Genomic DNA, 26199 nt, shown 5'->3' with positions numbered 1-26199 from the left:
GGCAGGAACGAGGCGCTACAAAGCGCCACCTCGGCTATTCGCCAGCCCCGCCAGCTACGAGGCCCTAAGCGCCAGCCCCGCCAGCCACAAGGTCCTGTGCACCGCCAAAACGCCTCTCACGTCCAGCGTATTCAAGAAGGCAGTCCCACAGAGCTTCGCGGTCAAACGTCGGCCACGGCCTCGGGCTAAACATGAACTCCGCATAGGCCATTTGCCAGAGCATATAGTTCGAAAGCCTTTGCTCCCCCGAGGTCCGGATCATCAAATCAACATCGGGAACATCGGACAGATACAGGTGACGAGCGAAAGTTCGTTCATTTACCCCGCGCGGCGACAAACGCCCTGCGGCGACATCTTGGGCAATTGAGCGGGCTGCATCGGCGATTTCCGCACGGCCCCCGTAATTCACGCACATCACCAAATCCAAAGTGGTGTTGTCATGCGTCTTTTCTTCTGCGCGCTCCAAAGCGTGAATGACCGATTTCCACAGTTTCGGCTCGCGACCGCTCCAGCGCACGTGCACTCCCCACTCATTCAGCAGGTCCGTTCGCCGAGCCAAAACATCACTGGCGTAGTTCATGATGAAGCGGACCTCTGCGGGCGAACGTTTCCAGTTTTCCGTCGAGAAAGTGTAGACGGATAGATAGCGCACACCGACATCGATAGCCCCGGCGATTGTATCGAGAAGCGCATACTCACCAGCCCGGTGGCCTTCTGTGCGCGCGAGTCCCCGTTCATTGGCCCAGCGTCCATTACCGTCCATGATGATGGCGACGTGGCGCGGCACTTCCCCGGCTGCAAATTCGGGTGCTTGCCGAGGCCACTGCCCCGGTCCCGCGACCGGCTGACGTGGGTCTTTGGGAGCGCGTTCCATGGGCGTCAGTGACGCGATTTCCGGGCTCATGCGTGCGGGCTCCTTTCCAGGAGTTGCAGGGATTTCAGTCGTCGTTCGATATGCCATTGAGTGTAACTAGAGACCAAGCCCATCATCTCGCTGCGCGCCCACGTTGGGGCGCTATCCGCACTTTCCCAATCGCCACTGAGAAGAGCGCCCATCAATTCCATCGAATCGGGAGCGGGAAGCGAGGCGCCGGGCGGACGGCAGCTATCGCACACGGCTCCACCCTCGGTAATGGAAAAACCGAGGTGCGGTCCTTCACTGCCACACACTGCGCAGTCATAACACGATGGCGCCCACCCTGCGATGGCCAAGGCGCGAAGCATGTACGAGGCCAAGATTAGAGCCGGGTCGTGTCGGCGATGAGACAGCGCGTGGAGAGCTCCGACCAGCAGAAGATACTGCTGATGGGTTCCATCATCTCCATCGCTGGAAAGTTTATCTGCGGTTTCGACGATCACCGAGGCCCGTGAGTAGAGTTCGTAGTCAGAGGCGAGCATTTCCCCGTGCGAGGCAATTGTTTCTACCTGAATGATCGTGTCAAGGCTCCGCCCACGGTGAAGCTGAATATCGACGACAGAGAAGGGTTCAAGTCGCGCTCCGAACTTCGAGGTTATTCGTCGAACGCCTTTTGCGACTGCTCGAATCTGGCCGTGTTCAGAGGTCAGGAGCCAGATGATTCGGTCGGCCTCGCCCAGTTTTTGCGTACGCAAAACCACGGCCTCATCCCGGTAACTCCTGATCACCTTCCTATTTTCACATTCACTGCCAGAGCAGGCCCGCCGCGACACAAAATTGCGCTTGGGGCCGAAGCGACCCCAAGCGCAATATGCCTGCGAGATTTCAGATCCCGCATCGTCCAAATAGTTGTGGACTATGTGAAGGATCTAGATCACGAACGCTCAGAAATTGGCCTCGCGAACGGCCTTGTATGACGCGAGATCGGTGTAGAGCTCATCGCACAGCGGGTTCTTACGCCCACGGACAATGACGTAGATCTGGTAGACCGCAACAGCCACATTCGACGCGAGCGCCAGCGCAGAAACAGTCATGAGGGCCGCGTCGTTATGCGATGCGTTGACCGCAAACTTAGACGAAGTCACGAAGGAAGGAACTGCCATGGTGAACATCATCCACAATGCAAGGGTGTGAGCGCGGTGTTGGAGCCAGGCGCCTCGTTTGATGAAGAAAGCGGGGATAGTGCAGGAAATCAGCAAGGCCGCGCCGGCGTAGAAGGAGTGGTCTCCCACGCAGTTGTAGACGTAGGCAAAGTTCCACAGATCGTAGGCGATGATCCAGAACCACATCATGTCGGGCCAGATCATGTCCTGAGATTTATCGCGAGAGATGAAGATTCCAAACCAGCCGCAAATCGTCAGGAGGTTAAGCAGACCGGCGATACCGTTCATGTAGTTCCAGGGACCGGAAACCATGAAAACTCCGTCGACCATCTCACGCACACCCATGGCACCGACTTGGAAGTCGCGGATGCAGGCCTCGGTGATGTTAATGGCCAAGATCGCCGGCGGGAAGGCCAGGGCCCATCGGTTCGTCTGCAACTTAGGAATGTAGCGGATTGCCATGAAGCCCAGACATCCGGCAAGGGCAGAGTAGACCTTGACCCAGTGGAACCAGGTTCCCGTTGAGGAATCAGGACCAGCGGTTGTCGGCCAGACGAAGATTGTCAGAACAATAGGAAGAACGATAAATACCGCAATTCCTGCCCATTTCCAGCGGCGGGTGATCTCATTGCCGATGATGAGAGCAGCAAGGACTCCGAACCAGGCAAGCCAGGAATACCAGGGGATCGATTCAAAGAGGAACAACTCTCCAACTCCTTCGGTGAAATAAGCTGATGAGGAAACATTAAGGTTGTATTCAGCAGAAGTCATTGGACACCATTTCAAAAGTGTCTAATACTCAAAGGAGTGAGATTCTCTCGCATTCCTCAACGCAATCGCTCTCATCAAGGAAGTCATGTCTACCAGTGCAGAAAACACCCGCGAGAAGCTCGGTGCTGCCCTCAAAGACGAATTGCGTTCAACACCGATTACAAAGGTTACGGTCCGTCGTCTAACCGAACGAGCCGGTGTCACCAGGCAGGCTTTTTACTACCACTTCCCCGATGTCATGTCCTTGGGAACCTGGGTTTTCGAACGAGAGATCGTCGCACACATCATGGCTCATGCAACCTACCAAGAATGGTCGGACGGTTTGTGCGATCTCTTGGTTTACATGCGCCAGCATCATGAACAGACCTACGCGGTCGTCTCCTCGCTCAGCCGTAAAGAGGTGGAGGAATTTTTTTACCAGGCGTTCCGCGAAATGATGACCGCGATTATCACTGAGCTCGAGGGGCAAACACATCAGCAGGACACCGATAGCGGCACCGTGGCTCCAGTTTTTTCGCCTCTTTCCGCTCAATATCGTGATTTCATCATCGACCACTTCACATTGAGTGTGGTCGCGCATGTCTTGCATTGGCTGAACCAGGATATGCGCGCTGATCCATACATCCTGGTGGAGAACATCGAAGTCATCATGCGCGGAAGCGTTCTTGCCGCCTTGAAACGTTATTCCACTACTCCTCCCCCTCCACTGCGCTGACTTCCCCCCCTGCATTGGCGAGAGGAAAAATAGGTGAGGGGCATCTTAGCGATGCCCCTCACCTAGCACTGGGCGGTTACTCACTCACCGCCGCGTGCGCGTTGGTTGTGAAACCTACTTACTGATCTCGAAGTGCACGATTCACTGCTGAGATCACAGCTTTGTACGACGCGCGGGTAATCGAAGAGTCGATTCCAACACCCCACACGATCTGTCCGTCGACAGCGGCTTCCACGTACGAAGCTGCCTTTGCGTCGCGGCCTTGGCTCATTGCGTGCTCGGAGTAGTCCAAGACGCGCACGTCCAAATCAAATTGATGCAGTGCCGAGACAAAAGCGTCAATCGGACCGGTTCCGCTTGCGTCGATTGCAGTGAGCACACCGTTATCCGTGAGCTCTGCGTGCAATTCAACATGCTCATCGTCGACCGTTCCCACCTGGGACTTACGCAATTCGAAGCGCCCCCACGGCTGAAGGCCAGGAGCCGCGCTTGTCGGCAAATATTCGTCTGCAAAAATCTTCCACAATGTTTCGGCGTTGATCTCTCCGCCGTAAGTGTCGGTGTGGCGCTGGACAATTCGCGAAAACTCCACCTGCAGACGACGAGGCAGCTCCAGGTTGTGTGCCCGCGACATGAGGTAGGCAACCCCACCCTTGCCGGACTGGGAATTCACGCGCACAACGGCCTCGTAGGAGCGACCGACATCGTGAGGATCGATAGGCAGGTAGGGAAGCTCCCAGACCACTGCGTTCTCGTCGCCCCCTGCGGCATCCACCTTCGCCTTACGAGCAGCAAAACCCTTCTTGATGGCGTCTTGGTGAGAGCCCGAGAAGCTGGTGTACACCAAATCTCCGACGTAGGGAGAGCGCGGCGAAGCCTCCATCTGGGTGCAGTGCTCCACCGTGCGGCGGATCTCGTCAATGTCCGAGAAGTCGATGCCCGGATCAATTCCCTGGCTGAAAAGATTCAGGCCCAAGGTCAGCAGGTCAACGTTACCGGTGCGCTCGCCTTGTCCCAAGAGGCAGCCTTCAATGCGGTCAGCGCCGGCGAGGAGTGCAAGTTCAGCACTGGCCACACCAGTTCCACGGTCATTGTGCGGGTGAACAGACAGCGCAATGTGCTCGCGTCGGGAAAGGTTGCGAGACATGTACTCGATCTGGTCGGCGAAGACATTGGGGGTCGCGCGCTCAACGGTCGAGGGCAGGTTGAGGATGATCTCGCGGCCATCTTGGGGCTGCCAGATATCCATAACGGCTTCGCACACTTCCAGTGCGAAATCGCGCTCGGTGTCGATGAAGATCTCAGGAGAGTACTCAAAACCGAAGATCGTCTCATCGCCCAGTTGACGTTCTGCCTGTGCAATGACTTCACGCGTACCGGAGCGGGCTAGTTCAACGGTTTGCTCGCGGTCCGCGTGGAAGACAACTTCACGAAAAACCGGAGCGGTTGCGTTGTACAAGTGCACGGTCGCGCGAGGGAAGCCAACAATTGATTCAACAGTGCGCTCAATGAGCTCGGGGCGCGACTGCGTCAGCACCGAAATGGTGACATCCTCGGGAAGGGCGTCATCTTCCAACAGAGAACGAACAAAATCGAAATCGGTCTGCGAAGCCGAGGGGAATCCGATTTCGATTTCCTTGTATCCCAGGCGAACAAGAAGATCAAACATCTTGCGCTTACGCGCCGGATCCATAGGCTCGATCAGTGCTTGGTTTCCATCGCGTAGATCCGTTGACAGCCACCGAGGCGCGTGGGTAATGCGCTTCGAAGGCCACTGTCGGTCAGGAAGGTCAACAGGGTTCGTGTCGAGGAATGCTCGGTACTTGACCGTGGGCATTCCAGAACCTGCAGGACGAGGAACATTCGATGTAGTCTTCACACCTTCAGTCTATGAAGACCCGCTGATACTGGCACTTCGAGTGCACATGGTGGACAGTGTTTACTTGGCCTACCAGCTCTTACTCGACGTCGTATTCCTCGAGCTTGGGGACACTCACCGGTTTCTCCATGAGCCACGCGCGGTCGGTCAGCATTCGCGAAATCGCCAGGCCAATACCAATCGCAACAATCGTGAAGAGAACCGTAAAGAGCTGTGCCAATGCGTCCACGGTCTGCCCATTGTTCAAGTAGGTGAGCGAACGATACAGGGGCACACCCGGGATCATAATGACCACCGCGGGAACGGAAAGTGTCACACGCGAGAAGCGTGTGCGGTTTGCAACTGCTGCCGCAAGAAGACCCGCTGCTAGCGCTGCAATCCCAACCGCCGCGGGGACCGGAACCCCCACGACAACCGCAAGGAAGATACGACCGGTATTAATAGCCGCACCGATAAGAGCCGCAGCCGTGCATACCTTAGGCGGAGAATTAAAGAGCATCGCGAAGCCATACGCCGCAACGAAGCTGGTGAAGAAACGCAACGCGAAGTGAATGATTGGCGGAAGCTCAACGATGTATTGCGGAGTGACCGACCAATTGAAGATCTCCGAGATGGTCCATACCGCAACGCCCGCAGAGACTACGAGCATTGCGACATACACGATTCGTTGAATACCACCCGCAAAGTCGTGACGGACCAGGTCAATAATTCCTGTCACCAATGGGAAGCCAGGAACCAAGAAGAGCAACGCAGAGATGAAGCCTGCTTGGTGTGTGGGTTCAACACCCAGATATTTCTGAGCCAGATAGACGCACAGAATGTAGATAGCAGAAGCAACTGCGCCACAGAGCATCCACACACCAAAGTGGTTCATGTGTCGCTTGAGCATCTGGCGACGGAGGAACTGTCCGAAGAAGGCGGCAATTGCCACGACAGTGCACTCAACCCATCCCCCAGCGTTGAGGAAGGAGAAGGCCGCACAGGCTAAACCAGAAGCAAGCGCATTCGCTAGCCAGCCATACAGCGGCTTCACACGTTCGATCCGGTCAAGAGCCTTATCGACATCCTCAACAAGCACCTGCTTGCCTTCAATGGATGCCAAGTAGTTGGTAATGCGGTCAATCTTGTCCGCATTCACTCCCAGAAGACGCTGCTCAGCAAGCTCGGTACGGAAAGTACCATTCGCATAAGCAGTCGCAACGATCTCGGTAAAGGTCACCTGAGCATGGTGCTTCTCAATGCCAACGGCCTCGGCACAGGTCCGCATCGAGGCCTTCACGCGGTACGAGCCCGCGCCGGCGGAAAGAAGCATCTGGCCAAGGCGCAAGACGACTCGGGATTGATGGGACAGACGATCATGTGCAGCCATGCGGTGCACAGTCAGTGATGCGTCGTCCTGGTCAAACGGTAAAGGCGCTGAGGCGTTAGGGTTCTGGGGATTCTCGCTCACGGGATAAGCATGCCACGAAGAAGACGCTAAAGCCCGGGACCCTGGTCAGGATCCTTTTGTTGTATCCCCCACGTTCAGGTATCAGAAGCCCAAACGCTGAAGCATCTTCGGGTCTGACTGCCAATCCTTAGCGGTACGCACATGCAGATCGAGGTACACACGACGTCCCAAATATTCTTCAATATGTGCTCGGGCCCGAGTGCCGATCTCCTTCAAACGCGAACCTTTCTTGCCAATAATGATGGCCTTTTGGGAATCGCGTTCGACATAGACATTGACGTGGATATCCAGCAGAGGCGGACGATCATCACCCTCGCGCTTGGGGCGTTCAATGATCTCTTCAACCTTCACGGCAAGCGAGTGCGGAAGCTCATCGCGAACTCCCTCCAGCGCAGCCTCGCGAATGAATTCTGCAATCATCGTTTCGCGTGATTCATCCGAGACATCATCCTGCGGGTACAGGGGCGGGGAAAGGGGAACCTTTTCCGCTAAAACTTCACGCAGGCGATCAATGCCTTCATGCTTGAAGGAAGAGACGGGAACAATCGCGCTCCACTCCCCCAGCTTTTCAATTGCCAGAAGGTGTTCAAGCACGCGTTCGCGCGACACGCTATCGCACTTCGTCGCAACCGCAATCACGGGACGTCGAACAGAACGCAGCTCCCGAGCAATGAACTGGTCTCCGGGTCCGATGCGCTGGTCCGCAGGCATACAGAAGACCACGCAATCAACTTCGGCCAAGGCCTCGCGAACCATGTCATTGAGGCGCTTACCCAGCAGAGTGCGAGGACGGTGGTATCCGGGCGTATCGACCAATACCAGCTGGTAGTTTTCGCCGTGGACAATCCCTCGGATGTTGTGACGTGTCGTTTCGGGGCGGCCCGAGGTGATGGCAACCTTATGGCCAACAAGAGCGTTGGTCAGCGTCGACTTTCCGACATTGGGGCGGCCAACAATGGAAATAAAGCCGGCACGAAAGTCCTCTGGGAAATCGGGAACGATGATATCTGCACCCGCATTTGTTTCTGCGCGGAGTTGACGCAAGGAATGGACAGAATCCTCAACATCGTGGACGCGCTCATCGTCGGCCTCGTCAAGCTCAGCATCAATGTCTTCATCATCCTGCGAGTCTTCATCAGGAAGTTCAAGAGCATCGAGATCCACGCCTTCGAAGGCATTCGGACCGGCCATCAATTCATCATCGCTGGGAAAATGCATCTTTCTCACTCCTGCTGATCTTCAGAGTTTTCGGTCGAGGTTTCGGGGACATAAGAACAGACAATCGTACCGACTTGGCGACGGCGGCCTCGGGCTTCTTCGGCAACCATGTGCACACCGAGCATATCGCCTGTTGCCCCCGGAAGCGGGACGCGACCAATCGCTTTGGCGAGCAAACCACCAACGGAATCGACGTCTTCGTCTTCGAGCTCCAATCCCCACAGCTCTCCGAGCTCGCTAATGGAGAAACGCGAAGGAACGCGCCACACACCTGGGGAAATTTCTTCGGGCTCAATGGTGTTGCGGTCATGTTCGTCGGTGAGTTCACCGACGACTTCTTCAATGATGTCTTCGAGGGTGACGAGGCCTGAGATCCCGCCGTATTCATCAACGACCATGGCCAGGTGGAAGTGTTCGGATTGCATCTGGCGCAGCAGGTCATCGACCGGCTTCATTTCGATGGTGAACTCGGCGGGACGCATCATCTGATCGGCGCGAAGTTCATGTTCTCCATCATGGTTTTCAAGACGCTGAACGACATCCTTAAAGAATAAAATTCCACGGACATCGTCGGTGTCCTCTCCGATAACAGGTAGCCGTGAGAAACCGGAGCGCACAAAGAGGCGTAATGCCTTACGGGCCGGAACATCGAATGCGATCGTCAGCATTTCGGTACGCGGGACCATCACCTCACGAACCAAGGTATGCCCTAATTCGAAAACCGAGCGCAACATCTCTCGGTCTTCTTCTTCAAGGCCTTCTGTTTCGCCAACACGGTCAACCATTTCACGCAGTTCATCCGCCATGTCCGCACGCATCTCAGCTTCGGTTCGCTCAGACTGTGGAAGATAGGCCTTGACCTTCTGGGCGGCCGGCGAGAAGAAATGTGCAATAGCGACCAGACGGGTCATCAGGGGCGTGAAGAAGAGCGCGATACCGGTGGGATTGCGCTGTGCCCAGCGCGTGGCAATGATGCTGTTGGCAAAGAATTGCACAATCGTCACAACGACGATTGCGACCAGCCCTCCCAACCACCAGTAGTGTGAAAAATGCAGAGCAATGGTCGCCATTGAAACGGCAAAGACAACCTGCAGGAAGGTGCGGACGCCTCGAAGGACAAAAATAACGAGGCGACGCTGATCGACCAGCTTGAACAGGGCTCGTGCGTTCTTCTTTTCGTCCTCGATCAGGTCTTCAACCGCGGCGTGGGTGAGCTTAGCGATCGAAAACTCACTTGCCGCAAGAATCATTGCGCCCAGAAGAGCAATTGCGGCAAGGATACTCATCCCCGCGACGGGGATAGCAGCTTCGATCATCGCTGTGCGAGGAAGCTCAAGAGGAGCTGGCGTTGCAGGGTGAACATTTCTTCTTTTTCAGCGGGTTCTGCATGGTCATAACCCAGAAGGTGAAGCATGCCGTGAGTCGCCAAGAAGAGCATTTCTTCAACCGAGGAATGTCCGGCCTGGCGAGCCTGCTGCTCCGCAACCTGCGGACAGATGCAAATATCGCCCAGCGTTCCCGATTCCGTCGGATGATCCGCAGTGCCTGGACGAAGCTCGTCCATGGGGAAACTCATGACATCGGTCGGACCTTCCAGATCCAGCCAGCGAACATGGAGCTCTTCCATAGGTTCGGGGTCGATGAAAATGATATTGAGCTCGACCTCTGTGGAGACATGCATGGCGCTGAGTACGAAGTCAGCCAAGCGCACGAACTCTTCACAGTCGATCTGGTAGTCGGTTTCGTTAAGAACTTCAGTCATGACTCAGCGTCCATTGTGTCGGGTACGGGTGTACAGGGAACGGTCACGGCGTGCTTTGAGGCTGGCCATGGATTCGTCCCACCGTTCGTATGCGTCAATAATCTGGCCGACAAGGCGATGACGCACAACATCTGCGCTTGTCAGATGACAAAATTCTATGTCATCGATGCCAGTGAGAATGTCTTCAATGACCAAGAGGCCGCTGGAGCGCTCCCCCGCTAGGTCAATCTGGGAGGCGTCACCGGTAACAACGACCTTCGAGTTGAAGCCTAGACGGGTCAGGAACATCTTCATCTGTGCGAGCGTCGTATTCTGAGCTTCATCCAAGATGATGAAGGAATCATTGAGCGTTCGTCCACGCATATATGCCAAGGGGGCAACCTCAACCGCGCCAGAGGCCATGAGTTTTGGTAGCGCATCCGGATCCATCATGTCGCCCAGCGCGTCATAGAGCGGACGCAAATAGGGATCAATCTTGTCCGTGAGCGTGCCCGGGAGGAAACCAAGGTTTTCACCCGCTTCAACCGCCGGGCGAGTTAAGACAATTCGGCGCACCTGTCCGGAAAGCAGGGAGGACACCGCTTGGGCCATCGCAAGGTAGGTTTTTCCGGTGCCGGCAGGGCCCAACCCAAAGACGACAGTCGAACGCTGAATCGCCTCGACATACGCTTTTTGCCCGGCAGATTGCGGTCGAATGGAGCGTCCCCGCGAGCGCAAAATTTCTTGGGGGCGTTCATCCGTGGAGCTCGACGCCATGAGCAGAGCAATTGCCTGTTCAACGCCGTCAGCGTCAAGAGAATGCCCATCTCGAGCAAGTTCAATCAGCTCTTCGACCAGCTGAGCGGCCATATCCACAATTCCTTCGGGCCCAATCATGGACAAGGTGCGGCCAAGTAAGGTGAAGCGAACCTGAGGGAAGCCGTTTTCAAGAGCTCGCAAAACACGGTCTGAAGTTCCAAAAAGTACGACGGGATCCACGCCGCGGGGAATATCGATTCGTTTGGCGTCCATGTCACCACCTCCCAATAGCGTCGCTGATCAGTGAAAGCGCAACGGGTCCGGCGCTTGACGCGCGAAGGACGGTATTTCCCAGCAGACAGATTTTCGCTCCCGCGGCCTCGAAAAGAGAAAGCTCATCGGGGTCAACCCCACCTTCAGGGCCGACGACGACGGCGATCTTGGGAGGGCAAGAAGGCTGGGAGCCGACGGCCGAGGCCGACGAGGCTGCCGAGGCCGACGAGGCTGCCGAGGCCGACGAGGCGTGGGCACTAAGCCCACGCAGCTGAGTAAGGAGCTCACTCAGGCGGTGATCGGCACTCTCGTGACAGACCAGAACCCAAGCGCCATCTTGAGTGGTCTGCGCAATCCACTGCACTAGGGCAGCGGATGAACGAGCTTCTTCAATGCGTGGGACAAATGCGCGTCGCGATTGTTTCGTCGCTGATCGTAAGGTGGATTCCCACTTTCGCATGCCCTTCGCGGCTTTTTCACCCTTCCAGCGAACCTCACTGCGATTTGCCTGCCAGGGCATTACTGCGTCAACGCCAACTTCCGTTGCCATTTCGATGGCCATTTCATCGCGTCCACCTGTTGAGAGAGCTTGGATCAACAGCAGCTCAACCTCGGGCTCATCCTCGCGTTCAAGGTGGTCAATGTGCAGCGTCAGGGACTTTTTTGCGCGGTCAATAACCGTGCAGCGGGCACGAAGGCCCGTCCCGTCTACGACATCAAGCATGGCTCCGACGTCGATCCGTCGAACGGTTGCCGCGTGAAAGCCTTCATCCCCGTCTAAAACGTAGGAATCTCCGCACGCGCAGGCGCGCAATGCGTCCGCGTCGGGAGCGATGAAAACCGGAAGCGTCATACGGGTGATGTCCTTACTAGGCGCCGAAGGTTTCGCGAAGCTTGTCAAAGAAGGAGGATCCGCGCTTTTCAGGGCGGATGCTTTCTTCTCCGCGAACCTGAGAGAGCTCTTCGAGGAGTTCGCGTGAGCGGTCATCAAGTTTGCGCGGGATTTCGACGTTAATTGCGACGTGAAGGTCTCCGCGACCGGACCGTTGGAGATGGCCAACACCCAGTCCATCCAAACGAACTTCATCGCCGGGCTGTGTACCGGGCTGAATGGTCACGGACTGGGCTCCATCCAAGGTCTCCAGCTCGAACGTACTTCCCAAGGCAGCTGCGGTCATGGGAACGGTCACCGACATGTACAGGTCGTCCCCCTGACGCGAGAAAGTAGGATCACGCTTCTCGACAATGTCGACGTAGAGATCGCCATTGGGACCGCCACCGGGACCGGCCTCGCCCTGTCCGGCAAGACGCAGGCGCATTCCGTCGCCCGCGCCGGCGGGAATATCAATGGTCAAGGTGCGATGCGCACGAACGCGTCCCTGACCGGAGCACTCGTGGCAGGGGTGTTCAATGACAGTCCCATAGCCCTGACAGCTAGGGCAGGGAACCTGAGTTTGCATGGTTCCCAGCATGGTGCGCTGCTGCTGAATCGAGTATCCCTGTCCCTTACAGGTCGTGCAGGTCACTGCTTCGGTTCCCGGTTCGCACATGGCTCCATGGCAGACTTCGCAGGTCACATAGGTATTAAGCGAGACCTGCTGGTGAGCGCCAAAAGCCGCGTCCTTCAAAGTGATTGCAACCTGAGTCAGCTGGTCGCGGCCCTGGCGAGTACGCGATGCCGGTCCTTGGTTTCCACCAAAGCCACCGCCAAAGGCGCCGCCGAACATTGTCGTCAGAATGTCACCAAAATCGAAGGACTCGGCACCGAAACCACCGCCACCACGCGCAGCATCGGGACCGCCAATGTCGTACATACGGCGTTTTTCTGGGTCGGAGAGGGTTTCATAGGCAATCGACACGGCCTTGAAAGCTTCCTCATCCCCGCCATAATCGGGGTGAGTTTCGCGGGCCTTCTTGCGATAGGCCTTCTTAATCTCGCTCTGGTCAGCGTCGCGAGAGACTCCAAGGATTGCGTAGTAATCGTCGTTCACGAATGTCCTTTTGTAACCCGTTCAGTGTGTGGAATTCAGGAATTTAGAGAGGTACGAGGCCACGGCGCGGACCGTGGACATTGTCGAGGCGTAGTCCATGCGCGTGGGGCCAAGAACCCCGAGGTGCGCCGAGTTTTCTCCGGAGGCATAGGTTCCAGAGACAAGAGAGGTTTCAACGAACGCATCGTGGCCGTTTTCAGAGCCAATGGAGACATGAACATCGCCGTTGCCTTCATCCATCTCAGCAAAAAGACGAAGAAGGACAACCTGCTCTTCCAAAGCATCCAAGACCGGTGCAATATCGTGGAAATCAACACCGCTGCGCGCAAGATTCGACATTCCTGCCATTGCGATGCGCGAGGAGGGCTCTCCCTGAAGCAAGGTCGCGACGGTGTCACTAATCTCTGTTGCAAATGCAAGCAGCGTCGGGGGAAGTGTCTGAGAGAGCGCCTCGCAATGCGCACGGACCTGAGCAGCACTCATCCCCTGATAGGCAGCATTAAGAACCGCGCGAACAGCCAAAAGATCATCTTGAGTGACGTCCTGAGGCATCTCACGCAGGCGTTCAAAGACCTTGCCCTGCTGGGTAATGACAACAACCAGCAAGCGTTGATCTGACAGGTCAACGCATTCAATTCGGCTAAGCGTCGAGCGCGCATGAACAGGGTATTCAATCAGCGCCACCTGGTGCGTCACTTGAGCAAGCAAACGCACGGTATTCATCACGACATCGTCTAAGTCCTGCGCATGTGCCAAGAATTTTTCGACTGCTTGACGTTCTGCCGGACTCATCGGCTTGAGAGTGGACAGCTGATCAACGAAGGCACGATAGCCCTTATCCGTCGGAACACGTCCCGCACTGGTATGAGGTTGGTAGATCAGACCGGCTTCTTCAAGGACGGCCATATCGTTACGAATAGTGGCCGAAGATACCCCGAGGTCTTGAGATTGCGCGATCGCTTTAGATCCTACGGGTTCGCGTGTGTGGACATACTGGGACACGATGGCACGCAGAACGTCCAGACGACGGTCGTTCATTCATCCTCCCTCATTTGGCACTCACACTATCTGAGTGCCAGTTTAACGCGGGATTACCTTTTTCGTCCCCTCATCAACACTTTCCGCCGAGTTACTCCAAACCCGGCTGCGTCACAAAATCAATGAGTTCTTCCACCCGACCCAAAAGTGCCGGTTCAAGATCCTTGTAGTTACGAACGGTTGATAAGATCCGCTTCCACCCCTGAGCAATATCCGCCTGGTTTGCATGAGGCCAGCCCAAGTATTCCAAGGTTCCGTGCTTAATATCGGTCCCTCTGGGAACATCCGGCCACGCCTGGAGCCCCAGACGCTGCGGCTTCACAGCTTGCCAAATGTCAACGAAGGGGTGTCCAACCACCAACACCGCGTCTTCCCAACGGTGAGATACGGCCTCGGCAATGCGCGATTCCTTGGAGCCCGGAACCAGGTGATCAACCAGGACTCCAGCGCGGACGGTTTTTGTGGGTCCAAAAACCTCAAGGATTTCCTCTAAGTGGTCCACGCCTTCCAAAAGCTGCACGGCGACGCCAACATCGGCTAGGTCCTCACCCCACACGTGCTGGATCAGTTCCGCATCATGACGGCCTTCAACCCAGATGCGCGATTGCCTAGCAACCCGAGCCACTCGTTTCTCGGGTGCGATCGACCCCGAATTCGTCAGCGCACGACCACCCGCAGTGGTGAGCGCAGGAGCTTTTTGAGCGGGAGCAGCCTTCGGAGGAAGCGCAATAATCGGCTTGCCCTCCAGCCAAAACCCGCCTCCTAGGGGGAAAGAACGCTTCCGGCCTCGACGATCTTCAAGCTCAACCAGGTGCACTCCCCCAGATTTTTCGACGCGAGTGACCGCGCCAACCCATCCACTGGAAATATCCTCAAGCACCATCCCGTACTCGATGGGAACCTCCACCGAGCGTGGTCGCCGAGCGCCCGGACCATCGCGGTGCGGGTCGAATTCAAAGATATTTGTCCCGTACATATCTGAAGTCACCGCACAACACTATGAGCGTGAGTGCCGCTGGCACGCTTCAACACTCGGAGGCGGAGAAGATGTGCGGCTCCTAACTGAGTAGCCGAAGAGACTCAGTAACCCAAGAGGCAGCGGGTCACATAATCCGCCAATAGACGTCCCCGAAGGGTCACTATCGCGCGGCCTTGGGCGGCGGGAGCTGCCTCGATAAGCCCTTCCGAGGCCAAAGTCGGGAGGGAGCGGAGGAAAGTGTCGCGCTCGGCTCCAGCGTGAGGCGCCTCCACCCCTTCACTGGTGCGCACTGCGAGCAAAACACGTTCCATTTCTCGCGTTTGCAGATCAAGAATTTCGCCCGCCTGCGCGGGGGAAAGCCCCTGAGTAACGCGCTGCGCATAAGCCGAGGGGTGCTTGACATTCCACCAGCGATAGCGACCGACATGAGAGTGCGCTCCGGGTCCAAACCCCCACCAATCCCAGTCGCGCCAATAGGCAAGGTTGTGTCTCGAGGCATGACGAAGCTGAGTCGATGGAGAGTCTTCTTCTCCCGATTCGCGCCGGGCAAAATTAGAGATTTCATACCAGGCGTAACCGGCTTCTCCCAGCAGGAGATCGGCAATTTCATATTTCGAGGCCTCATCGTCAGGGTCTGGCATGGGCAGCTCTCCGCGAGCTACCTGCATTCCCATCTTGGTTCCCTCTTCAATGACCAGCGCGTACGCACTGATGTGATCCGGTTCCATCGCAATGGCCTCGCGAAGAGAAACCTCCCAATCCTGCAGACTTTCACCCGGAGCACCGTAAATGAGATCAACAGAGACATCTAAACCTAGCTGACGAGCAGCTAAAACAAGTCCCGGAAGTTTTGCTGGGTCATGGCGACGGTCCAGCGTTCGCAAAACCGCGGGGACAGCAGACTGCATACCAAACGACACGCGTGTAAACCCAGCCTCACGCAGACGTTCAAGAACAGCCTCGTCAACGCTTTCGGGATTGGCCTCCACCGTGACTTCTGCACCGGGAGCAATCCCAAAGTTCTGACGAATCCCATCAAGTAGACGGGCCAGCGCGGCGGGGTCAAGAAGGGTGGGTGTTCCACCGCCAAAGAAAATGCTCGAGGCCGGGCGTGCAGGCATTTGAGCATCGCTGAGAATTCGCGCTGCCAGGCTCATTTCCGCGAGCGCACTGGAGTCGTAGCTCACGCGGTCTGCACCGGGACCGAAACCCACCGTGTAGGTGTTGAAGTCGCAATACCCACAGCGCACCTGACAAAAAGGGACATGGACATAGATCGACAATGGGCGATGAGCGCTTGCTTCAGCGAGCTGCGGAAGAAGTACGCCGTGTGGATCCCAGGGCTGACCGTCGGGCTGTGCTGGGCTCATCGCGAGTGCGGCCTGGAGGTCGAGCGGGCAACAACTTGAGAAATCACAACAAGGCTTCCTGTCAGTATTGTCAACACAATGAAGGGCCAAAACCAGCTCGCTGTCAGATCGAACATGCGCCCAATAGCCCACGGTCCCAACGCTCCAAGACCATAACCAAGGCTTTGGACGAGCGCCGAAAGCGTTCGTGTCTGCGCCGTGGTGGCTGTGCGTTCAATAACCAGCGTAAAGGTAATTGAGAAGAATGCACCTTGACCCAGTCCTCCGCACGCGCTCCACACAACCCACAAGGAGGGAAGAAGAAGCATCCCGAGGGGCATGAGAAGCCATGCACAAGAGACGATCCCCAGGATTGTCGACGTTTGGCCACGGATTAGTCGCTGAACGGCCATCATTGTCAGAGGCGCGATAACTCCAATGACGTGGTAGATCGAGGCGGCAAATCCGGCATCGGTACTGTTCATCTGCAGCATTTCTGCCAAGATTCGCGGCAACCACGCGGCAACACCGAAATAGCAGAAAGTATTGATTGCGAAAGCAAGCGCCATGAGCCAAGCGATTGGCCAGCGATAGATTTCCGAGGCCGTGGCCGCTTCACTGGTGACAAGTGCATCGTCTGAGCGGACCTTCCAACCTGCCTTGCGTGCTAGAAACGGCCGGATTCCCGGGTGTTTGAGGGGATAGACGATCAGGCAGGCCACTAGGGCAAGTAGAGCTGGACCAACTCCCCATACGCCAGCAGCACCCTGCCAACCGATATAGGCAACTAGGGGAAAGGTAAAAGCCGTCGAGGCCGCGATCATCACGTCGATCATCGTGGAATAAATAGCAGTCATGATCCCTGCGCGGTGGCGAAAGTCCCTACTGATCAGCATGGTGATCACAAGATTTCCCGCCGTTGTTCCAAGGCCGATCAGGAAAGTCCCCAGAAAAAGGGTTGAGCTAAATCCCGCAGAACGCACGATCGCGCCTACGATGACGATCGCTAATCCAAATGACACAGCTTGGTTAAGCGCAACACGGCGAAGGACAATCGAGGTCAGCGGAGTAAAGAAGCCGAAGCAGAAGACCGGGATAGAAGTGACCAAGCCGGCCTCGGCGGCAGAAAGTCCCAGTTCTTTTTGAATAACGTCAATGATCGGAGGCAGCGCAGTGATGCCTCCTCGTAAAGATCCGGCAAGAAGGACGAAAGCGCTGAGAATAATGAGGATCCACACGAACCTACGCTGGAAAAATCGCGCGTAAGCACCCTGTTTCACGGCAAGCTCTTTCTTCGTTGTGACCGTACACACCCATCAACAATGTTTTCACAGTTCGCGAAGGAAATCACCTAGCGTACAGATCCCCCGGGCAGCGGGCACAACTCGAAAAGAATACGACCGTGCCCGCTTCCTCTTTCAAGGAAGCGGGCACACGTTGCGGACCGAGGCGGGGGATTCTCGGTTCATCGAGGAAGCCCCGCCCCGCGCGTTCTCGAGAGAACGCATCTCCACTCTTCGCAGATCCGCCTATCGCGAAGAGGAAGCCGGCGTTTCACGCAAGGTGAAAGCTCAATGCATCAGACAGCATATAAAACTTTGTCAACCACGTGAAATGTTGACACCCAGAATGTCGCGCGTATCTCTTTGTGACAAGGGAGGATACGATGATGAGCGCGCAACAATTTGGGCTCCGATCGCCATCATTTCCGAGGCACGCGAACTCCGACAATGTCATGAGCCCTGCGCCCCGCGTCAATACCTCGGGTTTCAAAATGGGTGACGACTCTCCCCTCGTAGCGGGGAGCAAACCCACCGCGCTCGGGTTCGGGATCTTCTGGATCAGGCCTTTGCCCCAGGTGGGGATTCACAAAGAGCGGGCAGGCTTCGATGACATCACGCATTTGCCATGCGTAATTATCCCAGTCGGTTGCAAGACGCCACACTCCCCCATCGCGGAGCACTCGGGCAACTTCTCTCGCAAACTCATCACTGACCAGTCGCCGCTTGTGGTGACGCGCCTTTCGCCACGGGTCAGGGAAGAAAGTCCAGACCTCATCAAGGCTTGCATCCGCCAAAAGGAAGGGAAGGGCTTGGGCAGCGTCGGCCTCGAGAACTCGAATATTGTCGACGCCGGCTTCTACAGCCTTTGAAACTAACTTCGCGATCCCGGGAACCCACACTTCAAGCGCAAGATAATCACGATCGGGATGAGCAGCAGCCGCAGCAACGATCTGTTCGCCCGTTCCCGATCCGATCTCCAAAGTCAGCGGAGCGCTACGACCAAATAGTTCAACGGGGTCAAGTCGAAAATCCTCGGCAACGGTCGTGTAGCCAATGCCCCGGCGGGGCTCAATGACGTAGCGTTCGGCGTGAGCCTCCCACGTCCGCGCAAGGTTTGGAGGAAGCTCACGACTGCGCCTAGTGAAGGATTTGGTCCGGCTCATGAAGACGGTACCCTCGGGCGCGTCTCCTGGCCGACGGCCATTGCGCGTCTTGACGCGAGCAGACCGAGCGATATCAGCAGTCTGTGCCGCCGCCCCGCCCGCGGCCTCGTTATCCTCTGCCACGATCATTTCTTTCCGGTGGGCACATCGGAGGTCAGCGCAGCGATGAAGGCCTCTTGGGGCACATCCACGCGCCCGATCGACTTCATACGCTTCTTGCCTTCCTTCTGCTTCTCCAGCAGCTTGCGCTTACGGGTGATATCGCCGCCGTAGCACTTGGCAAGCATGTCCTTGCGAAGAGCCTTGATGTTCTCACGGGCAATAACGCGCGCACCCACCGCGGCTTGGACGGGGATTTCGAACTGTTGACGTGGGATCAGTTCCTTCAAGCGCTTCGTCATCCGCAGACCATAGGCATAGGCCTGATCCTTGTGGACAATGGCACTGAAGGCATCCACGCGGTCACCGTTGAGCAGAATATCGACCTTCACCAGGTCGGCGACCTGCTCGCCGCTCTCGTGGTAGTCCAGCGAGGCATAACCGCGAGTGCGCGATTTGAGGTGATCGAAGAAATCGAAGACGATCTCTGCGAGGGGCAGCTGATAGTGCAGTTCAACACGATCCTCAGAGAGGTAGTCCATTCCTCGCATGGTTCCGCGGCGATCTTGGCACAGTTCCATAATCGTGCCCGTGAATTCAGTCGGAGTCAGGATCGTTGCATTAACAACTGGCTCACGGACTTCGGAGATTTTCCCCTCGGGGAATTCTGAGGGGTTATCGACCTGAATTTCGGTCCCATCTTCAGCAACGACCTTGTAGACAACGTTTGGAGCTGTGGCGATCAGGTCCAGCTTGAATTCACGCTCTAAGCGTTCGCGGACAATTTCGAGGTGGAGAAGCCCCAGGAAGCCGCATCGGAAACCAAAGCCCAGTGCCGCACTGGATTCAGGTTCGAAGGTCAGTGCCGCATCATTGAGCTGAAGGCGCTCAAGTGCGTCACGCAGGTCCGGGAAATCCGAACCATCGACCGGGTAAATGCCCGAGAAAACCATGGGTCGCGGATCGCGGTAACCGGCCAGCGGTTCCTCAGCGCCGCGAACTGCGGAAGTCATGGTGTCACCAACACGGGACTGACGAACGTCTTTCACGCCGGTGATGAGGTAGCCGACTTCACCCGCACCAATTCCTTGCGAGGGGGTTGGTTCTGGTGAAATAACACCAATCTCAAGAAGCTCATGGGTAGCCCCCGTCGACATCATTCGGACGCGCTCGCGGGTGGAGAGCATGCCATCGACGACTCGGACATAGGTAACAACGCCTCGATAGGTGTCGTACACAGAGTCGAAAATCATCGCTCGGGTCGGGGCGTCGGGGTTACCTGAAGGCGAGGGAATCTGACGGACGATCTCATCAAGAAGGGCGGGGACGCCTTCGCCCGTTTTGCCTGAAACTCGCAGAACTTCGTCGGGCTCGACGCCAATGAGCTGACCAATTTCCTGGGCGTACTTTTCAGGCTGAGCTCCGGGAAGGTCGATCTTGTTCAGCACGGGGATGATCGTGAGGTCATTTTCCATGGCCAGGTAGAGATTTGCCAGAGTCTGGGCCTCAATCCCCTGTGCGGCGTCAACAAGGAGGACCGCTCCTTCACATGCGGCCAAGGACCGCGAAACCTCGTAGGTGAAGTCGACGTGTCCGGGGGTATCGATCATATTCAGGGCAAAAGGCTCGCCTTCGAAGGCCCAGGGCATACGCACTGCCTGGCTTTTAATAGTGATGCCGCGTTCGCGCTCAATATCCATACGATCCAAGTACTGATCGCGCATATCTCGACTGGCTACCACACCGGTGAGTTGGAGCATACGGTCAGCCAGAGTGGACTTGCCATGATCAATGTGAGCGATAATGCAGAAATTACGGATACGTTCCTGCGACGTGGTCGCAGGTTGAATCTGCGCGAGCTGCTCAGGAGTAGGAATCGGGGACAAGCAAGACCTCCGGAAGGGTTGTGACGTCTGGTCTATCGTCCCATTAGTAAGCACCGGGGTGCCAATTCCACGCCGATAGGGTGTGCGTTCTCACCATTTATCGGGCTTTTATGGGGATATCGGAGGTCGTTCTGCGCTTCGATTTCTGCTAGAGTTGTCCTTCGGACTCCCAGCCTGGTCGGGCAGGGGGTCTGGTTAGAGTCGTTTGCGGGTGTCCCCATGCCCCAGTCCCGACACTGACACAGCCCTCACCGACCTGTACGAACGAAAGACCAAGGAGTAATCCGACTGTGGCGAACATTAAGTCTCAGATCAAGCGGATCCGCACCAACGAGAAGCGCCGTCAGCGCAACCTGGCAGTCAAGTCTGAACTGAAGACCCTGGTGCGCAAGACTCGCGAAGCCGTCGAGGCTGGCGACAAGGAAGCAGCTATCGAAGCTCTGCGCGTCGCATCGCGTAAGCTCGACAAGGCCGTCTCGAAGGGCGTTATTCACCGCAACCAGGCCGCGAACCGCAAGTCCAAGCTTGCCCGTCGCGTCCAGTCGCTCGGCTGATTAAATCGCTTGATGTGGCCCTTGCAGGAAACTGCAGGGGCCACATTTTTATGTACCAAGGGTAAGTATCTTTATCTGCCAAAGCTTGGGGATCGCCATAGAATACGGGGCAGAAGACACGATCCCCCCCCCCCGCGGCAGTTTGCACCTCGCCCACCACACAAAACTGAAGGAGCCAAAGATGACTACTAATCCTTCACCCACTACTCAGCGCTACGCTGCAGGCCCAGACCAAGACTGGCCTCGTCTACCTGAGGACGCCGAGCGCTACCTCGACTCCCCTACTGCGGGCACCCTTCCCGCAGATATTCCGGGAGGCAGGCACCCAATTGTGGACGCGCTCGAACTTCATCCGGTAAACGGAACGCGCGCGACTGATCCGGTCCCCAACGGCTTCGAGGTTCTCTACCTTGCCGCAGGTTGCTTCTGGGGTGTTGAACGTATCTTCTGGCGCCAAAAAGGCGTGTGGGCAACGGCTGTGGGCTACATGGGTGGCGGAAATGCAAACCCCACCTACCGAGAGGTCTGTACAGGACGCACGGGCCACGCTGAGACCGTTGCTGTTGTCTACGATCCTTCCGTAACCGGCGAAGGCGGAGCAAGCCTGATCAAAACCTTCTTCGAGAACCACGATTCCACTCGCCCCAACCGTCATGGGAACGACGTAGGCACTCAGTACCGCAGTGCGATTTGGGTGACGACGCCGAGGCAGGCTGAGGTGGCATCGCTTCTGCGCGGTGCGTGGGTGGCTGAGTTGGAACGCGCGGTGCCGGGGGCCCGCTGCTATACAACGATTGGCGAGGCCGGATCCTGCTTTGCCCAGTCAGGTGGCCCTTTCTACCTGGCCGAGGACTACCACCAGGCCTACTTAGAAAAGAATCCCGATGGATACTGCAATCACGGGCCAAATGGCGTGAGCTGCCCGGTGGGAATCCTCAATATGCCCGCGCAAGTAGACATCGAAGCACCGAGGTAGTCATTCATAACCTGCAGTGCGCTGCGGACATTTTGGGCATGAGAGAAGCGCGATGTCCGATGCCACATTCCTCAGTCTCTACTGAGAGCAGCCCCAATGCTGGAACAAATAATTCGGGGGAGACAGTTTCTGCCTCCCCCGAATTGCGTTGAACAGCTAGCGGCTCATGCCTCTTCAGGCGTGATGGTCACGCCCTCAACGTCCATTTCGTCCAAGCTGACGGTACGGTCCTTCTTCACCAGGTGGTAGCCCAACCAGATGAGCAAGAAGATCGGAAGGCCGATGTACGAGGAGGCAACCTGCAGGAGCTGACCACGGAAAATGGCCTCGTAATTCTGGCCCAGCAGAACGATCAAGCACATGATGAAGGCCAAGATCGGACCGAAGGGGAAGAAGGGTGCCTTGTAGGGAAGCTCGTCAAGGGAGTGCCCCTGCTTGACGTATGCCCGGCGGAAACGCCAGTGGCATGCCGCAATACCCAGCCAGACGATGAATCCGGAGAGGCCTGAAACATTGAGCAACCACGTGTAGGCGGTATCTTCACTCACCAGTGCGGCAACGAATCCCAGTGCGCCAACAGCTGAGGTCGCCAGCATTGCGTAGACCGGTACGCCGTGACGCGTGACCTTTCCAAAGAAGCGGGGAGCCTGGCCGCTCAGCGCCATGGAGTGAAGCATACGAGTGGATGCGTAGAGTCCGGAGTTTCCTGCGGAAAGGATTGCAGTCAGAATGACGGCGTTCATGACGGCTGCCGCGGCGGCGACACCCATACGCTCAAAGACCAAGGTGAAGGGCGAGTATGCAATATCCGAGGCAGAATCGCGCAGCAGGTTCGGATCGGTGTAAGGAATCAGAGTGCCAATGATGGCGATTGCGCCAACGTAGAACAACATGATGCGCCAGAACACGGACTTGATTGCTCGGGGCACGTCGCGGCGAGGATTCGATGATTCACCTGCGGCGACACCCACAAGCTCGGTTCCTTGGAAGGAGAAGCCTGCGATCATGAAGACCGAAATGATGGCCAAGAATCCGCCGTGGAAGGGAGCGTCACCGGTCGTCCAGTTCTGAAATCCCGGGGAGTCGTTGAAGATTCCGAAGATCATCAGAGTGCCTGAAATCATGAAGACGACGACCGTGATGACCTTGATCAGGGCGAACCAGAATTCTGCCTCGCCATAGACACGGGCGCTCAAGGCATTAAGAACAGTCAGTAAGACAAGGAAGGAAATTGCCCAAACCCACGAGGGAACATCTGGCAACCAGTAAGACATCACCAATCCCGATGCTACAAGTTCAGCTGCGACGGTAATCGCCCAGTTGAACCAATAGTTCCAGCCCATCGCAAAACCGAATGAAGGGCTGACGAAACGCGTGGCGTAGGTCTGGAAAGATCCCGCGACGGGCATGTGTGCGCTCATCTCGCCAAGAGATTGCATGAGCAGAAGGACCATGAGGCCAATAACGGTGTAGGCAGCCAAAGCGCCGCCGGGGCCAGCCGTTGAGATTGTTGCGCCCGAAGCGACGAAGAGACCGGTACCGATCGCGCCACCGATCGCGATCATCTGCATGTGGCGTGCCGATAAACCACGCTTGAGTTCAGTGCGCTGGGGCTTGTCCTTGGACTGGACCTGCTGGTCAGTCTCAAGGTTCACTTCCATTGCACTGAGGTTCGGCGTTTCCATGCCGCACTCTCCTTTGGTTTATCGGTCCGCGGCCGGGCGCCGCCGACTCTGGTTCGATTAGTGTGCCATCTAATGACCTGCATTTTCCAATTTGTTTACCTTTTGGACACAATTGTGAGGGAATTTATATCCGTGTTACTTCGCCAACATATTCAACCAGCAATCCCAAGGGAGACAGTATCCTTGAGAAAAATAGACCGATCCCCCAACTGCATGATTGGAATAATTATGAGGCGAAATCTTCCGAAGATGTTATGGGTATGCAGTCTGTCTCTTTCGGCGCTCTGCATTGGCAGTGCAACTTATGCAACCCCTACCCTCAGCATCGACGAAAGCTACGACTTCACCACGCCTTCGCACATGAGCTACACAGCATCTATCACTGACACCTCAGGAACGACGCTCACGGAAGACATGTGCAGCAAGCTCCAGCTCGGTGGAGAGACCCCCATTTTTGAGTCCAATGGATCAGCTCATACATGCAGGATTTCAGCAGATTATGAGGGATCATCGCTCTCACAATTCCTGACCGTCACCGATACAGGTTTTTCTTTCACATCCCAAACGTCAATAATCTTGGCGGGCATCACCGACGGGGCTAATACAAGCCAAGACAGCCCAGCAGTCACCATCAACGCCCAATTCCCAGAAGGATACGTACCAGTTTCTGCTGATAGTTCAGGAGAAGTTGACCCAGCCAAGCGAACAGTGCATTGGAACAATGCACCTTCCATAGTCAGCGCCACCGGAGAGGTCGACACTGCACAACAAGCGGCTCCTTCGGCATCGACCAACGGAGATGAGCCTTCTTCCCAGAACGAAAGCCGAGGAGTACCGGCGAAGTACATTGCTATTGGATGCGCCTTCATTGCGCCGCTCATCGCTTGGACCAGATGGCTACGCAGGAGAAAGGATTGTCGACCCGCCCAGCACCAACAGCGCTAGCTAGCGGCTTTTACCACTTCAAGAAACTCTCACTTCCCTACAAAACTGGATCACCTGACGCCGTTTCTGTATTCTGTCTTCGCTTTAAACATCACACACACAGAGGGGGCGATTCATGAAGCGCCGCATTTTTGGATCTCTTGGAGCTATCGCAATCACCGGGGCATTGGCCTTGTCTGCTGGTACTGCCAGCGCTGATTCCACCATCACTCTTGAAGAGGAGTACAACTTCTCTTCTGCGACAAAGATGACCTACACCTTAAGGTTGAGCGATTCTTCGGGCACCGTGGTCACTAAGGAAGCGTGTGAGAAGGCACAATCCGCGGGCGCAAACACAGTCTTTAAGCAGGTAAATTCCAGCACTACCTGCGCAATTTTCCAAGACGCTCCTTCTGACGAAGTCGCAAAAATCCTGAAGGTCAGCGGCGATACTTTCACTTTCGAATCACAGAGTCGCTCTGTTTTAACCGGTCTCGGTTCCCGCATGGGCATTGAAAACATGAAGGTGATCGCGACGTTCCCCAAGGGATACAGGATCGAGTCTGCAGTTGTTCCAGACGGTGGTGACACACAGATTGCCCAAACCGGTGATTCGGTTACCTGGATCAATGCGTCAACGGATGTACATGCCGAAGGCAAGATCAATTCATCTTCGTCATCCTCGACAAAGTGGATCCTCCTGCTGATCCTTGGAGTAGTTGTTATTGGCGGTATTGGTGCGTTCGTTGTCATGAGCAACCGCAAAAAGAAAGCCCAGCCGCAAACCGACCAATTCCCTCTCTCGCCTCTCGGAGGCCAGTACCCGCAACAGGGCCAGCCCCCTGTACCCGGGCAATACCCCGAGCAGTACCCCGCACCGAGCGGACAGCCCCAGCCGGGTGAATCCTCCGCGCAGGATCAATATCCTCAGGCTCCGCAACAGCATGAGAACGGCCAAGTTCCTGAACAAGGCCAGCAGCCAGGTCAGTACCCCCAAGCCTGAGCAAAACTCGTGATACATGTGGTGGGTGGCACGCTCTATACGCGCCGCCCACCACACTTTTGCATTCAATTCAGCTTCTTTAAAGACTTTCGTTATTCAAACGATACTCAATTCGTCACAGCCCTTAATTACCGCTTATTCTGTGAGCAAGCTTCCCTCTAAACAAAGGAACTTTCATGAAGCGACGCACGATCGGCGCAGCAGGCGCCCTGGCACTCACGGCCAGCCTCGTTTTGGCAACAGGACCAGCTTTCGCTGACGAACCGCGTCTCGGCTTGGACGAGACCTACGATTTCACCTCTGCAACTCAGTTGAGCTACATCCAGCATTATAGGGACAGCTCAAAAACTTTGATTACAGAGCAAACATGCAACTTAATTTCAACCAATAACCCAGAGCTCAGCACCAAGTTCCATACAGAAGGCTCAGTTAACGTCTGTGACG

23 protein-coding genes and 1 pseudogene are annotated in these 26199 nt (G+C 56.2%); 6 read left to right on the top strand and 18 right to left on the bottom strand.

The window, feature by feature from the left end; all coding sequences use genetic code 11:
- Positions 1-64 precede the first annotated feature (64 nt).
- The 3 genes from RW023_RS07805 to RW023_RS07795 form a co-directional block, all read right to left on the bottom strand.
- Positions 65-904, bottom strand: coding sequence for an isoprenyl transferase (locus RW023_RS07805; RefSeq protein WP_315580656.1), 840 nt, complete (start codon positions 902-904; stop codon positions 65-67).
- Positions 901-1641 (bottom strand): DNA repair protein RecO, encoded by a 741-nt coding sequence (gene recO, locus RW023_RS07800; protein WP_315580658.1) that lies wholly within the window; start codon positions 1639-1641, stop codon positions 901-903. Before recO ends, RW023_RS07805 begins: the two co-directional genes overlap by 4 nt.
- Positions 1642-1800: 159 nt before the next feature.
- Positions 1801-2790 (bottom strand): DUF5692 family protein, encoded by a 990-nt coding sequence (locus RW023_RS07795; protein ID WP_315580655.1) that lies wholly within the window; start codon positions 2788-2790, stop codon positions 1801-1803.
- Between the two features lie 85 nt (positions 2791-2875).
- Between RW023_RS07795 and RW023_RS07790 the strand changes: the two genes are divergently transcribed.
- Positions 2876-3505 carry a TetR/AcrR family transcriptional regulator C-terminal domain-containing protein gene (locus RW023_RS07790; protein WP_315580654.1) on the top strand — a complete coding sequence of 210 codons (630 nt, stop codon included), beginning with the start codon at positions 2876-2878 and terminating at the stop codon, positions 3503-3505.
- A gap of 118 nt (positions 3506-3623) precedes the next feature.
- Here RW023_RS07790 and leuA read toward each other — a convergent pair whose 3' ends face one another.
- The 14 genes from leuA to lepA all read right to left on the bottom strand — a co-directional run bounded on the left by leuA (position 3624) and on the right by lepA (position 20613).
- Complete coding sequence (gene leuA, locus RW023_RS07785) at positions 3624-5384, bottom strand: 2-isopropylmalate synthase (protein ID WP_315580653.1); 1761 nt, start codon at positions 5382-5384, stop codon at positions 3624-3626.
- A 79-nt stretch (positions 5385-5463) separates the two neighbouring features.
- Positions 5464-6753 carry a threonine/serine exporter family protein gene (locus RW023_RS07780; protein WP_315580652.1) on the bottom strand — a complete coding sequence of 430 codons (1290 nt, stop codon included), beginning with the start codon at positions 6751-6753 and terminating at the stop codon, positions 5464-5466.
- 162 nt (positions 6754-6915) lie between these two features.
- Complete coding sequence (era, locus tag RW023_RS07775) at positions 6916-8052, bottom strand: GTPase Era (RefSeq protein WP_315580651.1); 1137 nt, start codon at positions 8050-8052, stop codon at positions 6916-6918.
- 5 nt (positions 8053-8057) lie between these two features.
- Positions 8058-9368 (bottom strand): hemolysin family protein, encoded by a 1311-nt coding sequence (locus RW023_RS07770; protein ID WP_315580650.1) that lies wholly within the window; start codon positions 9366-9368, stop codon positions 8058-8060.
- A complete protein-coding gene (ybeY, locus tag RW023_RS07765; RefSeq protein WP_009408972.1) occupies positions 9365-9814 on the bottom strand; it encodes an rRNA maturation RNase YbeY in 450 nt (149 codons plus the stop codon). The genes RW023_RS07770 and ybeY overlap by 4 nt, the downstream gene beginning before the upstream one ends.
- Positions 9815-9817: 3 nt before the next feature.
- Positions 9818-10825 carry a PhoH family protein gene (locus RW023_RS07760; protein WP_315580649.1) on the bottom strand — a complete coding sequence of 336 codons (1008 nt, stop codon included), beginning with the start codon at positions 10823-10825 and terminating at the stop codon, positions 9818-9820.
- Between the two features lies 1 nt (position 10826).
- On the bottom strand, positions 10827-11678 hold the full coding sequence (locus RW023_RS07755) for a 16S rRNA (uracil(1498)-N(3))-methyltransferase (protein ID WP_315580648.1): 852 nt from the start codon (positions 11676-11678) through the stop codon (positions 10827-10829).
- Positions 11679-11694: 16 nt separating this feature from the next.
- Complete coding sequence (gene dnaJ, locus RW023_RS07750; RefSeq protein WP_315580647.1) at positions 11695-12816, bottom strand: molecular chaperone DnaJ; 1122 nt, start codon at positions 12814-12816, stop codon at positions 11695-11697.
- Between the two features lie 21 nt (positions 12817-12837).
- The gene (gene hrcA / locus RW023_RS07745) at positions 12838-13854 is read right to left on the bottom strand and encodes a heat-inducible transcriptional repressor HrcA (RefSeq protein ID WP_315580646.1); all 1017 of its coding nucleotides are present in this window, start codon (positions 13852-13854) and stop codon (positions 12838-12840) included.
- A 91-nt stretch (positions 13855-13945) separates the two neighbouring features.
- On the bottom strand, positions 13946-14830 hold the full coding sequence (locus RW023_RS07740) for a DUF3097 family protein (RefSeq protein WP_315580657.1): 885 nt from the start codon (positions 14828-14830) through the stop codon (positions 13946-13948).
- 104 nt (positions 14831-14934) lie between these two features.
- Positions 14935-16203, bottom strand: coding sequence for a radical SAM family heme chaperone HemW (hemW, locus tag RW023_RS07735; RefSeq protein WP_315580645.1), 1269 nt, complete (start codon positions 16201-16203; stop codon positions 14935-14937).
- Positions 16200-17462 (bottom strand): MFS transporter, encoded by a 1263-nt coding sequence (locus tag RW023_RS07730; protein WP_315580644.1) that lies wholly within the window; start codon positions 17460-17462, stop codon positions 16200-16202. Before RW023_RS07730 ends, hemW begins: the two co-directional genes overlap by 4 nt.
- 422 nt (positions 17463-17884) lie before the next feature.
- Entirely contained in the window at positions 17885-18757 is an 873-nt protein-coding gene (gene trmB / locus RW023_RS07725) for a tRNA (guanosine(46)-N7)-methyltransferase TrmB (protein ID WP_315580643.1), read from the bottom strand.
- Positions 18754-20613: a translation elongation factor 4 gene (gene lepA / locus RW023_RS07720; RefSeq protein ID WP_315580642.1), complete on the bottom strand. Its 1860-nt coding sequence runs from the start codon at positions 20611-20613 to the stop codon at positions 18754-18756. The genes trmB and lepA overlap by 4 nt, the downstream gene beginning before the upstream one ends.
- A gap of 290 nt (positions 20614-20903) precedes the next feature.
- Here lepA and rpsT point away from each other — a divergent pair, with 290 nt between their 5' ends.
- Positions 20904-21167, top strand: coding sequence for a 30S ribosomal protein S20 (gene rpsT / locus RW023_RS07715; RefSeq protein ID WP_009408961.1), 264 nt, complete (start codon positions 20904-20906; stop codon positions 21165-21167).
- Positions 21168-21348: 181 nt separating this feature from the next.
- Positions 21349-22143, top strand: a complete 795-nt coding sequence (msrA, locus tag RW023_RS07710) for a peptide-methionine (S)-S-oxide reductase MsrA (RefSeq protein ID WP_315580641.1) — start codon at positions 21349-21351, stop codon at positions 22141-22143.
- A 164-nt stretch (positions 22144-22307) separates the two neighbouring features.
- Here msrA and RW023_RS07705 read toward each other — a convergent pair whose 3' ends face one another.
- Positions 22308-23828 (bottom strand): amino acid permease, encoded by a 1521-nt coding sequence (locus tag RW023_RS07705; RefSeq protein ID WP_315580640.1) that lies wholly within the window; start codon positions 23826-23828, stop codon positions 22308-22310.
- A gap of 228 nt (positions 23829-24056) precedes the next feature.
- Here RW023_RS07705 and RW023_RS07700 point away from each other — a divergent pair, with 228 nt between their 5' ends.
- The 3 genes and pseudogenes from RW023_RS07700 to RW023_RS07690 form a co-directional block, all read left to right on the top strand.
- On the top strand, positions 24057-24773 hold the full coding sequence (locus RW023_RS07700; RefSeq protein ID WP_315580639.1) for a hypothetical protein: 717 nt from the start codon (positions 24057-24059) through the stop codon (positions 24771-24773).
- Positions 24774-24888: 115 nt separating this feature from the next.
- Positions 24889-25755: a hypothetical protein gene (locus RW023_RS07695; protein ID WP_315580638.1), complete on the top strand. Its 867-nt coding sequence runs from the start codon at positions 24889-24891 to the stop codon at positions 25753-25755.
- Between the two features lie 176 nt (positions 25756-25931).
- Positions 25932-26199, top strand: a pseudogene (locus tag RW023_RS07690) (hypothetical protein); the annotation flags it as partial.

It is taken from the genome of uncultured Actinomyces sp. (assembly GCF_963542285.1).
Taxonomy (GTDB): Bacteria; Actinomycetota; Actinomycetes; order Actinomycetales; family Actinomycetaceae; genus Pauljensenia.
The sequence above is the reverse complement of the archived record's forward strand: the minus strand, read 5'-3'. Positions and strand labels throughout refer to the sequence as shown.

Bases quoted from the DNA above. Each gene is read 5' to 3' on its own strand.
- RW023_RS07805 (WP_315580656.1), bottom strand. From the start codon at position 904: ATGAGCCCGGAAATCGCGTCACTGACGCCCATGGAACGCGCTCCCAAA.
- RW023_RS07795 (WP_315580655.1), bottom strand. From the start codon at position 2,790: ATGACTTCTGCTGAATACAACCTTAATGTTTCCTCATCAGCTTATTTC.
- RW023_RS07790 (WP_315580654.1), top strand. From the start codon at position 2,876: ATGTCTACCAGTGCAGAAAACACCCGCGAGAAGCTCGGTGCTGCCCTC.
- RW023_RS07780 (WP_315580652.1), bottom strand. From the start codon at position 6,753: ATGGCTGCACATGATCGTCTGTCCCATCAATCCCGAGTCGTCTTGCGC.
- era (WP_315580651.1), bottom strand. From the start codon at position 8,052: ATGCATTTTCCCAGCGATGATGAATTGATGGCCGGTCCGAATGCCTTC.
- RW023_RS07770 (WP_315580650.1), bottom strand. From the start codon at position 9,368: ATGATCGAAGCTGCTATCCCCGTCGCGGGGATGAGTATCCTTGCCGCA.
- ybeY (WP_009408972.1), bottom strand. From the start codon at position 9,814: ATGACTGAAGTTCTTAACGAAACCGACTACCAGATCGACTGTGAAGAG.
- RW023_RS07760 (WP_315580649.1), bottom strand. From the start codon at position 10,825: ATGGACGCCAAACGAATCGATATTCCCCGCGGCGTGGATCCCGTCGTA.
- RW023_RS07755 (WP_315580648.1), bottom strand. From the start codon at position 11,678: ATGACGCTTCCGGTTTTCATCGCTCCCGACGCGGACGCATTGCGCGCC.
- hrcA (WP_315580646.1), bottom strand. From the start codon at position 13,854: ATGAACGACCGTCGTCTGGACGTTCTGCGTGCCATCGTGTCCCAGTAT.
- RW023_RS07740 (WP_315580657.1), bottom strand. From the start codon at position 14,830: ATGTACGGGACAAATATCTTTGAATTCGACCCGCACCGCGATGGTCCG.
- hemW (WP_315580645.1), bottom strand. From the start codon at position 16,203: ATGAGCCCAGCACAGCCCGACGGTCAGCCCTGGGATCCACACGGCGTA.
- trmB (WP_315580643.1), bottom strand. From the start codon at position 18,757: ATGATCGTGGCAGAGGATAACGAGGCCGCGGGCGGGGCGGCGGCACAG.
- msrA (WP_315580641.1), top strand. From the start codon at position 21,349: ATGACTACTAATCCTTCACCCACTACTCAGCGCTACGCTGCAGGCCCA.
- RW023_RS07705 (WP_315580640.1), bottom strand. From the start codon at position 23,828: ATGGAAACGCCGAACCTCAGTGCAATGGAAGTGAACCTTGAGACTGAC.
- RW023_RS07700 (WP_315580639.1), top strand. From the start codon at position 24,057: ATGAGGCGAAATCTTCCGAAGATGTTATGGGTATGCAGTCTGTCTCTT.
- RW023_RS07695 (WP_315580638.1), top strand. From the start codon at position 24,889: ATGAAGCGCCGCATTTTTGGATCTCTTGGAGCTATCGCAATCACCGGG.